A 13004-nucleotide genomic window follows, 5' to 3' on the forward strand; every position below is an offset into this window, starting at 1 on the left:
AATGTTCTCCTTCGTTTCATCGCGGGCATTATTTTCTTACAATCCGTGGCTTCACCCAAAGCAAGATTATCCGGACTCGTCCATGTCAGCAGCTCAGAACGAAATACCCAAGCTCACACCCATGATGCAACAGTACCTGAAAATCAAGGGACAGCACCCGGATGAGCTGGTGTTCTACCGCATGGGTGATTTTTACGAGCTGTTCTATGACGACGCCAAAAAAGCCGCGGAGCTGATGGACATAACCCTCACTGCAAGAGGGCAGTCCGGCGGCAACCCGATCCCCATGGCGGGCATCCCGTTTCATGCCTCTGAAGGATACATTGCACGGCTCGTTCGAGCGGGTCAATCCATCGCCATCTGCGAACAGATCGGTGACCCGGCAACCAGCAAAGGGCCGGTTGATCGCCAGGTTGTCAGAATCGTTACACCCGGCACCCTGAGCGATGACGCCTACCTGGAAGATCGCCGCGATAATCTGCTGGCCGCCATATTCCACCACCGCGAGCAGTTTGGCTTTGCATCACTGGACATTTCCAGTGGGCGGTTTGTGGTTTCCGAATTAGAGAACCTGGAAGCCCTGCAGGGGGAGCTGCAGCGCTTGCGCCCGGCAGAGATCCTGATCAGTGAAGACTTTCCTTTTGAGGAAATACTTGCCGGCCTTACCGGCGTGCGCCGCCAGGGGCCCTGGCTGTTTGAGTCCGACACTGCTCGCCGGGTCATTACCCAGCAATTGCAAGTTCGCGACCTCACAGGTTTTGGCTGCGAAGACCTGAGCCTGGCCATTTGTGCAGCCGGTTGTCTTTTGCAGTACGCAAAAGAAACCCAGCGCACTGCCCTGCCCCACATCCGCAAACTGACGCAGGAGCGCCGCGACGAAGCCGTCATTCTCGACGCCACCAGCCGGCGGAATCTCGAAATCGATGTCAACCTCATGGGCGGCCACCAGCACACCCTGGCCTGGGTAATGGACAGAACGGCAACCTCCATGGGTGGCCGGGAGCTCAGGCGCTGGCTGAATCGCCCATTGCGGGATGTGGATGCAGTACAACAGCGCCAACACGCGGTATCCGCTCTACTTGAGGGCTTCCATTACGAGCCGGTGCACAGCCTTCTCAAGGCCGTTGGCGATATCGAGCGTGTGCTTGCCCGGGTGGCGTTGCGTTCGGCTCGGCCCAGAGACCTTGCCCGCCTGCGGGATGCTTTTCTGGCGCTACCGGAACTACAGAAAACACTGAAGCCGGTCAACTCTCACCACATCGTAAAACTGGCTACTGTGATTAGTGAATATCCCGAGCTGGCCGATGTTCTGGAGCGAGCCGTTATCGACAATCCTCCGGTTGTGATCCGCGAAGGTGGCGTGATCCGTGAAGGCTTTGACGCCGAGCTGGACGAACTTCGTAACATCAGTGAAAACGCAGGCCAGTATCTGCTGGATGTTGAAACCCGGGAAAAAGAGCGCACGGGCATCAGCACGCTGAAGGTAGGCTATAACCGGGTGCACGGTTACTACATTGAGATCAGCCGGGCCCAGTCTGCTCAGGCACCGGTTGATTACATTCGCCGCCAGACCCTGAAAAATGCAGAGCGCTTTATTACGCCAGAGCTAAAAGAGTTCGAAGACAAGGCCCTGAGCGCCAAAAGCCGGGCCCTGGCCAGAGAGAAAGCGCTTTACGATGAGGTGCTGGAAACGGTGGCGGAACAACTCGCGCCTTTGCAGGATGCCGCACAGGCGCTGGCGGAGCTGGATGTCATCAGCAACTTTGCCGAGCGTGCCACTACATTGCGTTTTGCTGCGCCAGAGTTCCGCGATTCTCCGGGGCTCGAAATTGAAGAGGGCCGGCACCCGGTCGTCGAACAGCTTCTTGATGAACCGTTCGTGCCCAATAATCTGCTGATGGATACCCAGCGCCGGATGTTGGTTATCACCGGCCCGAATATGGGAGGTAAGTCCACCTACATGCGCCAGGCGGCACTGATTACCCTGCTGGCCTACACCGGTAGCTTCGTGCCCGCCAACCGCGCCGTGCTGGGACCAGTGGATCGGATTTTCACTCGCATGGGTTCGTCAGATGACATCGCCGGCGGGCGTTCTACCTTCATGGTGGAAATGACAGAGACAGCCAATATCCTTCATAACGCCACCGAGTTCAGCCTGGTTCTGATGGACGAAGTAGGCCGCGGCACCAGTACATTCGACGGTTTGTCTCTGGCCTGGGCCACGGCAGAACATCTGGCAAAAGAAATTCGCTGCTACACCCTGTTTGCCACGCATTACTTTGAACTCACGCAGCTTGCGGATGATCTTGAGCTTGCCGTCAATGTGCATCTGACGGCAACGGAACACGACGACAGCATTGTGTTCCTGCACAATGTGCACGAAGGTCCGGCCAGCCAGAGCTACGGATTGCAGGTAGCGAAACTGGCCGGGGTGCCCCAGAGCGTTATAGGCAACGCGAAAGCACAGCTAAAGCTGCTGGAAGGCAGCGTAGCGCCCGCCGCTACTACCCCGGCCACACCGAAGGCTGAGACCGGCTACAAGCATTCTCCGGCGGCGGGCCAGGCTGCCGCTTATCAGGGTGATATGTTTGCCAGCACAGAGCCCAGTGCCGTGGAAGAAGCGCTTCAGTGTCTTGATCTGGATGGATTATCACCAAGAGAGGCGATGAACAGGCTATACGAACTGAAAGAATTGCTGAAAAACTGACGGGAAGTTGATCTGGGTAATAAGGTTATAGCAGCCAAACGCTTGCGGCTGTGCGGGCTGCTCCCTACAATATCGCCCATCAAAATATAACCATGGAGCTGTAAACAGGCTCCGGATGAGATTGACCACTGGACCAGGGATCTGATTATGGCGTTTATCGTTACCGATAACTGCATCAAGTGCAAATACACAGACTGCGTGGAAGTGTGCCCCGTAGACTGTTTTTACGAAGGGCCTAACTTTCTGGTCATTGACCCGGACGAGTGCATCGATTGTGCGCTGTGTGAACCGGAATGTCCTGCAGAAGCAATTTTCTCCGAAGACGAGTTGCCGGCGGATCAGGTTCAGTTTGTTGAGCTCAACGCCGATCTGGCAGGCAAGTGGCCTAACATCACTGAGAAGAAAGACCCTCTTCCAGAAGCAGAAGAGTGGGATGGCAAGCCGAACAAACTTCAGTATCTGGAGAAGTGATTCCAGAGCGGTTTCAAGAAACCGCCTGAACCAGAAAAAAGGGAAGCCTGAATCGGCTTCCCTTTTTTATTGCCATGCTTTCTGAATCCTTGATCAATTCACCGCAAGCCTGGCTCCCATTGCAATAAAAAATCCCCCGGTCAGCCCATTGAGCAGCCGCTTGACCCGGGCACCAATACCCGCACCCCGAAAGCGCACGACCATCCATGCCAGCGCGCACTGCCAGAACATCGCCAGCAAAAAATGCACCCCGGCAAGCACCAGCGACTGCTGAAAAGCGCTCCCCGACGGATCCACAAACTGTGGCAACAAAGCCATATAAAACAGAGCTGTTTTCGGATTGAGGACATTGGAGAGCAGGCCTTCACGAAACGACACCGCCAAAGGAACCCGGCGCCGCGCAACGGAAGGCGGTTTGGCGCTGGCAGCGCCCTCCCGCTTTAAAGCCTGTCTTAACGAGCCCAGGCCAAGCCAGATCAGATAACAGGCGCCCGCCCACTTCAGCGCCGAAAATGCCCAGGCCGTTTCCAGTAAAAGAAGAGAGATACCCAGTGCCGAGAGGGTGGCGTGTATGAACAGGCCGCTGCAAATACCCAAACTGGTTACACAGCCGTCCCGGAAGCCCCCGCGACCGGCATTACGCATGACCAACAGCGTATCCACACCCGGCGTCACAGTCAGCAAGCTTATGGCAATCAGATAAGCCCAGAACAGCTCAGAAAACAAACACACCTCCGAACCTTTCAACGCAGAAGACTGAGGAAGTTATAGCTTTTGCTCAAGAATTTTCCGTGCCGCTGCAGAGTTGTAGAAAGCTGAAAGCCGCCGACGCACGAGAGCCTCAACATAACCCTCTTCCCGAAGCACGTCTACAACCGGAATGGCCCAGGCATCTACCTCGGCGAGAATCACCTCACGGGTAACGCCAACGTCTCCAAGCAGATCTGTAAGCGGCCGATCACCATATTTTGCAAACAGGTGCGCAACCACGGCCCGGGTACAACCTTCAAAATAGGCCGTTTTCCGAAACTGCAGCCAGAACTCGTAGCCCAACACTACAAACTCCTGCAGTTGCACGTCACCCAGCCCCTCTTGCAAGTCCGCAAGCGTTTGGTCCTCCATAGCAACCCACGCGGCCATAACCGTATCTCTCACTTCATCATCGGAAAGCGCACGCTGCAGAAACTGCTCACTGCGATTGATAAGCCCTGGCAGGCTGTCGGACAGCCAGGCTTTAAGTCGTCGTTCAAACGTTTCATCCAGCCCGGGTACCGCCTTATTGGCCATACGTTTGCCAAACTTCATCATGGAACTAACACCGGGCACCGACTTGGTAATCAGGTTGTCTTCATAGAGGTAATTGACCACCCCCTGATATACAACATTTGAAACCAGTTCCTGGTAAACCGGATGCGCCATAATTTCGCTGATCATTCGTTCGCGTTGCTGCCTGAGCTCAAGCATTTCGTCCACGAAACCGGTGGCCTGCTCCCGGGTGACAATCTCTCCCAATGCCGTCGTTGCCTGAACCGGTGCGTTCAGCACTTCGGTGGCCATTTCACCCGCAAGTTCCGGAATACCTGCGTCCAGTTCCATATTCACAACAACACGCTGAATGGTCTCCATGACCTGGTTTTCCGAGGCGATGCGATTCAGCGTAATACCGCCCGCAAGATCCAGAATTTCACTGACTTCCTGCTTGAGAAACTTGCGAAGCTTTGCGCCCTTAAGTGATGCAACCTCATGCTTGATATGCAGTTCAAGCATTTGACTGGCTGGATCGGTCTTGTCCTTGGTCATGGTATTGACGGCTCTTTAGAGGTTAAAAACCAGATTGTATCAACATTGGAAGTCACGAGGCTGCAGCATCCATATCCCGGAGATTTTTCTCCAGCAGTACCCTGTTGTCATGCTGCCAGGGATGGAAGTCCTTTCGGAAATATGCCAGAAACTCAGGCAGGCACTGGCGCAAAATGCCGGGTTTTCCCCAAAGAAAATTGAGCCCGCCCATCCAGGTACGAAGGCTCCAGAGCTTGCCGTCGGTTTTCAGCAGGCTGCAGGTATTCAGGAAGGTGTACTTGAAGAAATTCCAGGTTACAAACAGAAAGATAATCCGGCGCAGGCGCTCGTTTCCGACGCACTCCCGGTAAACATCAAACGCCACTGATTTGTGTTCGGTTTCTTCTATTGCGTGCCAGCGCCAGAGCCGGGCCATTGCAGGCGTTGCACCACCCAGCCATTCGGGGTCGCTCAGGATCGCATTCGCCAGCACTGCGGTGTAATGCTCAGCGCCGCAAGTGCCTGCCAGTTGCCGACTGGGTGACAGGTTTCCAACCATATCCATATGCTTGCGAAAACGGCGGTCCAAGCCGTCAATGTCGTAACCCCGGGCTTTCAACGCCTCGTTGTAATCTTTGTGTTCACGGCTGTGCAAAGCTTCCTGGCCAATAAAGCCACGGATTTCGGCCTTCAGTTTCGGATCATCAATCCTGTCCCGGTAAAGCCGCACCGCATTAATAAACTGTTGCTCGCCGTCCGGAAACTGAAGCGATAGTGCATTGAAGAACGCGGTCCGGAAAGCGTCATCTCCGTGCCAACAGGTTTTCAGATCTTCACTGACATCGAATCGGACATGGCGAGGCTTAACAGTTACACCCTCAGGGGTTGAGCTGATTGTCATGACGAGCTCCTGTGTTTTTTGTACTTTTATTATGGTTATCGAACGGCGGACAAAAAATCACCAATAGAATCAGTTTAGTCCTGAAAACGAGCTGGAAGGAAGGGGAGTACCGGTAAAACCGACAGATTGTCACAAAATGACACATCGTCATCGAGGGTTTGCAAACAAAAAAGGGGAGGCATTCCGCCTCCCCAAAGACACACAGGGTCTGAACTGCCTCCGGCCTGGGCCGGAAGCAATCAATTCAGTGTTTCTCGTCTGAAGCTGAACCCGGCGCTTCAGGGTCTGGGGTAAAGCCAAGCAATTTGGTTCGCTCAATCAACAGATAAAGAACAACACCCGTCGCAAGACCCCAGCCTGCGCCATAGACCGCCAGCACGACGCCCATGGTGCCGGCAATGCCGCGCTCGGTATTGTTCTCCAGCTGCTCCAGGCCAACCATCAAACAGATGTAGCCGGTCAACAGAAGAGTCAGGGACAACGCAATAGGCAGTACCGGCTGGAAGAAACTCACCAGTGGCAGGATAAACAGAGCGATAAAGCCAGTAATCCAGAAGGTGCCACCACCGCTGTAAATAGAATCCATGGCGTTGCGGCCATACTTGTAACGCTCGGCCATGGTCGCGGTTACGGCGGTCCAGATTGGGCCGGCAAGCCCGGGGTATGGAGCAAAGAAAGCATGCCCGCCGTTCCGGATGGCCGTTACCAGGTGCACACGGTCGATACTGTTGTCGATGTCTTCGTCTTTACGAAGGTGATCTACACGATTCATGAGGGACTGACCCACTACAATATCCCCGAAGGCAATAATGTAGGCGATGACCGCCGTTGGAATGGCGTAGAGGAATACTTCAGGGTTGGGGAATCCAACCGTAAATGGCAGATAGTTCCACAACTCATCAAAAGCCGGTTTGGTAATGCCCCACTCGACATTCGGTACTTCGTATTCGCCGGTAGCGAATCCCACGAGAATGGCCACAATCATGCCCGGGACCATGCCGTAGTTGGCGATTTTGCGAGCAAAGGAGTTGCTCTCAACAAAGCCCTTGAAAGACACAGAGAACATCAGATAAAGACAAACCAGACCACCAACAATCAATGATATGGGGGTGTTGGCCACGCGACCGCCTACTTCAATTTCCCCCATTAGCGCGGCAATACCGGCACCAATAATAATACCGCCTTTCATGGAACGGGGTATCAGATCAACAAGCTTGCTCCCCAAACGAGTGACGCCGAGAAAAAGGAAAATGACAAACACCAGAAACTGCAGCGCGAACATCGCCTGGATTGCCTCTGGGCCAGGCTCAAAGTCACTCAGAAAAAGCAGTACCACCGGGATGCCGGGCGTTATCCAGCCAGGTACCAGCGGGACACCCAGCAAGGCCGGCAGCATGAAGCCGATACCGCAGATCACGGCATAGGCCAGGGCTACGTCGTACGGCACACCAAGGTATTTTTGCAAAAGAGGAATCATGGCCAGACTAACCACGAACATGATCAGGGCCTGAACCATCTCCGCAAATTCCCAGCGATAGTGAACAAACGGAAGACGGATCTGGAAAGGGCCCGCAGGCCAATATGGCTGCTGCTCTCCATTCTTACGATGAAACATTTGCATAAAAAGGTCTCCTGACTCTCGCGCGCAGCGAGTGCCTGATCATGTTTTATTTTGGTTAAATCCGGCAGCACCAGGCCTGGCACTGCCGGTCAGTAGATCAGTCCAGTTCTTTGGCCTGATCCCTTAGTACGAACTTCTGGATCTTGCCCGTGGAGGTCTTGGGCAGGTCAGAGAAAACAACGGTCTTGGGTACCTTGAAGCGAGCCAGGTGTTCGCGGCAGAAGTTGATAATATCCGCTTCGCTCACATCACCCGCTTCCGGTTTCAGGGTCACAAAAGCACAGGGCGTTTCGCCCCATTTTTCATCCGGGCGAGACACTACAGCTGCCTCGAGAACAGCGGGATGACGGTACAGCGTATCTTCCACTTCAATGGTCGAAATATTCTCGCCGCCGGAAATAATAATGTCCTTCAGACGATCCTTGATTTCCATATAGCCGTCTTCGTGCCACACGGCCAGGTCGCCGGTATGGAACCAACCACCACGGAACGCTTCCTCAGTGGCTTTCGGGTTTTTCAGATAACCTTTCATCACGGTATTACCGCGCAGGAAGATTTCACCGATGGTCTTGCCGTCTTTGGGAACCGGTTCCATTGTTTCGATGTCACCCACCATGGTGCCGGCAAGAGTGTGATAACGCACACCCTGGCGGGCTTTTATTTTCGCCCGATCATGCAGCGGCAGATCATCCCACTCAGACTTCCACGCACAGACTGTTACCGGACCATAAACTTCCGTCAGGCCATATACGTGAGTCACCTTGATGCCCATTTCCTCGACAGCACCAATAACCTGAGCCGGAGGCGCCGCACCTGCGGTCATCGAGCGGACTTCGTGATCGATACCGGCCTTGGACTCAGGCGGCACATTCAGCAATGCGTTCAGTACAATGGGCGCGCCGCACATGTGCGTGACCTGGTGGTCACGGATCAATTGCAGGATTTTTTCCGGATCAACCCGGCGCAGGCAAACGTGCGTGCCGGCCATAGCCGTAATCGTCCAGGGAAAACACCAGCCGTTGCAGTGGAACATGGGCAATGTCCACAGATACACCGGGTGCATATCCATCGACCACACGGCCTGGTTGCCCAGAGCGTTGATATAAGCTCCGCGGTGGTGATAAACCACACCTTTGGGGTTGCCAGTCGTTCCGGAGGTGTAGTTCAGCGATATTGCATCCCATTCGTTGTCCGGGAAGCTCCACTGAAACTGCGGATCGCCTTCCTTCAAAAACGCTTCGTAGTCCAGATCGCTTACCTGAACGCCTTCACCATACTCCGGGTCATCTACATCAATAACCAGGGGTTTGTCGTCCAGACGGCTGACAGCATCACGTATCACTTCGCCAAATTCGCGATCTGCGATCACAACTTTTGCTTCGCCATGCTCGAGCATAAAAGAAATTGCTTCTGCATCGAGGCGAACGTTCAGCGTATTCAGCACTGCGCCTATCATGGGCACGCCGAAATGGCATTCCACCATCGCTGGAATATTCGGCAGCATTACTGCGACAGTGTCGCCTTTGCCAACGCCACGACCTTTCAGTGCCGACCCCAGCCGGCGGGAACGATCATAGGTCTGCGACCAGTTATAGCGGATAGCTCCGTGAATAATGGACGGATAATCCGGGTACACACTGGCAGTTCGTTCAATAAAATCAACGGGAGATTGAACAGCGTAATTGGCACCTACGGGCGCAAGATCCTGGTCAAAAATCGAGGTCATTGTGTGGTCCTCTGAATGAGCCTATTGTTCTTGTGGTGTATTCAGCAGAATCGCTGGAGTCGCTATACTTTCATAGCGCGGTATAATATTTAACAGATGATTTTATAGAAATTACACCAACGTATTATAGTGTTAATACTATAACCCACCCTTAACGAGCGACTCTGTTACTACTATGGGTTTTAGTTTGTCAGACGCAGATCCGCAACCCGGCCTGATACTCAGTGCAAGCGCCGGCGTTTTGCGCAGCAATAAGGCCGCGGAAACACTAAGGGCCGGGAACAACCTTCCCAACCTTACGGCCCTGCTCCCATCGAATGTGGAGGCACTGGTAAAAGCAGCCCTGCAGCAGGCCCGGTCTATCGAGAATGCGGAAGCCCGATTCAACGACATCATCCTGATGTGGACGTTTATCCCCTGCCCGCAAACAGGCGAGGTGCTTGCCCGTGGCAGAGATGCCACAGAGGATGTCCGGACCCATGAACAGGCCGTTCGATCGAATCGCCTTTACCGGCTGATAACCGAAAACACCACCGATCTCATATCGCGGCATGCTCCCGACGGCCGATTTATAGACGCGACCCCCGCTTCTTGGCGCCTGCTCGGATACTGGCCAGAGGAACTTCGGGGCAAGCCCCTGGAAGATATTTTCCATATCGACAGTACAGCCCGGCAACTGATGGAAAGCCACAGACTGCTGAGGGACGACGGCTACGCAACCATGACGCTGGATATAACCCATCGCGATGGCAGCAAACGCTGGCTCGAGATTGCAAGCCGGGCCATACGGGAAACCTATACGGGTGCGGTTGTTGAGGTAGTCAGCGTATCGAGAGATATCACGGCGCGGGTAGAGTCGGAAGAAAACAGCCGCAGGTTGGCAGATGAGCTTGCCCACACGGCACGGCTGGCAACTCTCGGCGAACTGGCCTCAAGCATTGCCCACGAAATGAACCAGCCTCTGGCAACAATCGTCAACTTCGCCAGTGCCAGCCAGCGCTACCTTAAAAATGCAGGGGCGAACCCCGAATATCTTGATCGTGTTGACGATGGTCTTGAGAAAATCATTCACCATGCCAATCGCGCTTCAGAAGTCATAAAGCGGCTGCGAGCCTTTCTTCGCAAAGGCAGAAAGCGTATCGAAACGGTTTTGCTCAACCACACTCTCATGAATGTCGCGCGTCTATGCCAGTGGGAAGCCGACAAAAACAACGTGGACATCATATGTACACCTGCCACCGGAGAACCAACGGTCATCGCAGATCCGGTACTGTTGGAACAGGTGCTGATCAACCTGATTCGTAATGGCATCGAAGCAAACCTCGAAGCCCGCAGTTCTCAACCGGACAGAGAACGTTCCCGCCTGGCAATCTCAACATCCGTAAATAACGAAGGCGAAACACTGGTTGATGTTACAGACGAGGGTCCCGGCCTTGATGAACAGGAAATCAGACAGATGTTTCAGCCATTTTATACCAGCAAGCCTCAGGGGCTGGGGCTCGGGCTCTCCATGAGCCGCTCAATCGTCGAAGGTTTTGGCGGTTTTCTTGATGCGCAGCCTGCTGCAACCGGCGGCCTTACATTAACCTGCCGCTTCCCGAAAGCAGCAGCCAACAAACGCATACCAAGCACGGAGACTGCACCCGATGAGTGACCAACCTGCCCCGGAGGCCACCACTGTTTACGTTGTTGACGACGACGCCGGCATGCTGGAATCCACTCAGTGGCTGCTGGAGTCGGTCGGTTTAAACGTGCAGGCGTACAGCGACGGCCGCAAGTTTCTTGACGCCCTGGGAGAAGACCGGGGCGGCTGCGTTGTGCTGGATGTAAGAATGCCAGGCCTTGGTGGGCTTAACGTTCAGGAAGAGCTGCAAAAGCGAGGCATTGAGCTGCCGATTATATTCGTGTCCGGCCATGCCGATGTGCCTATTGTGGTGCGCGCGTTCAAATCAGGCGCCTTTGATTTCATCGAGAAACCGTTTAACGAACAACTGCTTCTGGACAGCGTGCAGCAAGCACTGGAGGCTCATCAGCAGTCCAGCCACATGCAGCTGGGAGATGATCAGACCGAGGCGCTTATTACGACACTTACGCGCCGGGAGCGGGATGTTTTTCTACCCATGGCGCAAGGCTATACCAGCCGGGAAATTGCCGATCAGTTGGGGGTCAGCACCAAGACCATTGATCTTTACAGGGCCCGCGTCATGAAGCGACTCGGTGCTGAGCGACTGCCCGATATTACGGGTATAGCTATCACCGCAGGGTTGATTGATCCGTTGAATCTTCGCGCTCAATCCTGAACAATCGCCTCCCTGTTTTTCTGGCCGCTGCGCGCCTGCTCCTCATGAGCCAAGGCCCCGAGCCTGGCGATGGCCTGATCGATACGTTCGCTCCAGGGGTTGCCGCCGTTCAATCGCAAACACGACTCGAATTTGTCTGAAATCGAGAACATCAAACCCGGTGCGACGTTGATGTTTTCCGCCCGGGCGCGGTGATAAACCCGTGTACCGGAAACACCAGCTGGCAACTGCACCCAGAGCACGAAGCCACCCTGGGGCCTGCTTACCGCGGTACCCACAGGAAATGATCTCGCCACAGCCGCCCTCATACGCTCCGTGGCCTCCCGGTAATTCTGCCGGGCGGAGCGCAGATAACGATCATAACCACCCTGCTCCAGAAAATGCGCAACCGCCAGTTGCGGAATGGAAGACGTCGCCAGATTGGAAAAGTACTTTTGCTGTCTGGCGCCAGCCATATAGCGCCCGGGTAACATCCAGCCCAGTCTCAGCCCGGGGGAAATGGTTTTTGAAAACGAATTGCAGTAGATCACGTTATCCGTGCGATCAAAGGCCTTGGCAGGTCTCGGCCTCTCGCCGGTGTGGTAAAGATCACCGTAGATATCATCCTCGATCAACGGCACTCCGGCGGCGGCAAGCATCGACACCAGCTGTTTCTTGCGCTCATCGGGCATTCGTGCGCCCATAGGATTGCTGTGATTGGTTACCACCACGCAGGCTTTCAAAGGCCACTGCTCCAGCGCCAACTGGAGGCCTTCAAGGCTGAGACCGTCCGATGGATGAGTTGGAATTTCCATCGCCCGCAACCCGACGACTTCCAGGGCCTGAAGAATGCCCGGGAAAGAGGGCGACTCAACAGCCACTGCATCTCCGGGCTGAGTAACCGCCCGCAAGCCGAGAATAATCGCCTCTTGAGCGCCATTGGTAACAAGTACATCGTCCGGCGTAACCGGAACACCTACGGAGGCCATGCGCTGTGCGATCTGTCTGCGAAATGACTCTTTGCCGGGAAAGGCATAATCCAGTGTTTCAAGACCGCGCCTTGCCGCCCAAAGGGTGCATTGCTGAATCTGCCGCAACGGCAGGTAATCGGCATGGGGAGTCGCAGTAGCCAGCGGCACCATGCGCTTTTGCTCGTCTGCGCACAATTCCAGGGTCATCTCGCGGGCAGTGACCGGCAGCGGGCGGCTCCGATGTTTGTGCATAACCGGCTCGGGGGCATCGACTGCGGGCAAACGCACGAAATAGCCACTGCGCTCCCGGGCCTGAAGATAGCCACGTGCTTCAAGCGTCTGGTGTGCCTGCAACACGGTTGAGATGCTGACACCGAACTGCTTGCTCAGCACCCGCACGCCCGGCAGACGGTCTCCGTCCCGGTAGACGCCTTCTTGAATCAGTGTCTGAAGCCTGTCTGCTACCTGGTTGTATAGAACACCCATCGCCGCTGCCTCTTCGAATCAATCGTCTCGCTGCCCGTCAAGGCACCACTGCTGCCATTGCAA

10 protein-coding genes are annotated in these 13004 nt (G+C 54.8%); 4 read left to right on the top strand and 6 right to left on the bottom strand.

Going from position 1 to position 13004, the window contains the following annotated elements; translation table 11 throughout:
- Positions 1 to 82 precede the first annotated feature (82 nt).
- Positions 83 to 2707, top strand: coding sequence for a DNA mismatch repair protein MutS (gene mutS / locus ACN0RL_RS07150; RefSeq protein ID WP_417515154.1), 2625 nt, complete (start codon positions 83 to 85; stop codon positions 2705 to 2707).
- Positions 2708 to 2854: 147 nt separating this feature from the next.
- On the top strand, positions 2855 to 3178 hold the full coding sequence (gene fdxA, locus ACN0RL_RS07155) for a ferredoxin FdxA (protein ID WP_096783204.1): 324 nt from the start codon (positions 2855 to 2857) through the stop codon (positions 3176 to 3178).
- A gap of 93 nt (positions 3179 to 3271) precedes the next feature.
- On the opposite strand, the gene ACN0RL_RS07160 is transcribed toward fdxA, so the two are convergent.
- The 5 genes from ACN0RL_RS07160 to ACN0RL_RS07180 all read right to left on the bottom strand — a co-directional run bounded on the left by ACN0RL_RS07160 (position 3272) and on the right by ACN0RL_RS07180 (position 9205).
- Complete coding sequence (locus ACN0RL_RS07160; RefSeq protein ID WP_417515156.1) at positions 3272 to 3910, bottom strand: LysE family translocator; 639 nt, start codon at positions 3908 to 3910, stop codon at positions 3272 to 3274.
- A gap of 33 nt (positions 3911 to 3943) precedes the next feature.
- A complete protein-coding gene (locus tag ACN0RL_RS07165; protein ID WP_417515158.1) occupies positions 3944 to 4978 on the bottom strand; it encodes a hypothetical protein in 1035 nt (344 codons plus the stop codon).
- A gap of 52 nt (positions 4979 to 5030) precedes the next feature.
- Complete coding sequence (locus ACN0RL_RS07170; protein WP_417515160.1) at positions 5031 to 5858, bottom strand: metal-dependent hydrolase; 828 nt, start codon at positions 5856 to 5858, stop codon at positions 5031 to 5033.
- A 244-nt stretch (positions 5859 to 6102) separates the two neighbouring features.
- Positions 6103 to 7479 (bottom strand): solute carrier family 23 protein, encoded by a 1377-nt coding sequence (locus ACN0RL_RS07175; RefSeq protein ID WP_417515162.1) that lies wholly within the window; start codon positions 7477 to 7479, stop codon positions 6103 to 6105.
- A 97-nt stretch (positions 7480 to 7576) separates the two neighbouring features.
- Positions 7577 to 9205 (bottom strand): acyl-CoA synthetase, encoded by a 1629-nt coding sequence (locus tag ACN0RL_RS07180; protein WP_417515164.1) that lies wholly within the window; start codon positions 9203 to 9205, stop codon positions 7577 to 7579.
- A 175-nt stretch (positions 9206 to 9380) separates the two neighbouring features.
- On the opposite strand from ACN0RL_RS07180, the gene ACN0RL_RS07185 reads away from it, so the two are divergent.
- Entirely contained in the window at positions 9381 to 10859 is a 1479-nt protein-coding gene (locus ACN0RL_RS07185) for a sensor histidine kinase (RefSeq protein WP_417515166.1), read from the top strand.
- A complete protein-coding gene (locus ACN0RL_RS07190; protein WP_417515168.1) occupies positions 10852 to 11505 on the top strand; it encodes a response regulator transcription factor in 654 nt (217 codons plus the stop codon). The genes ACN0RL_RS07185 and ACN0RL_RS07190 overlap by 8 nt, the downstream gene beginning before the upstream one ends.
- Here ACN0RL_RS07190 and ACN0RL_RS07195 read toward each other — a convergent pair.
- Positions 11496 to 12941, bottom strand: a complete 1446-nt coding sequence (locus tag ACN0RL_RS07195) for a PLP-dependent aminotransferase family protein (RefSeq protein ID WP_417515170.1) — start codon at positions 12939 to 12941, stop codon at positions 11496 to 11498. The two genes, ACN0RL_RS07190 and ACN0RL_RS07195, sit on opposite strands and share 10 nt — an antisense overlap.
- Positions 12942 to 13004 lie beyond the last annotated feature (63 nt).

The sequence above is a fragment of the Marinobacter sp. genome (assembly GCF_048259445.1).
In the GTDB taxonomy this organism is placed as follows: domain Bacteria; phylum Pseudomonadota; class Gammaproteobacteria; order Pseudomonadales; family Oleiphilaceae; genus Marinobacter.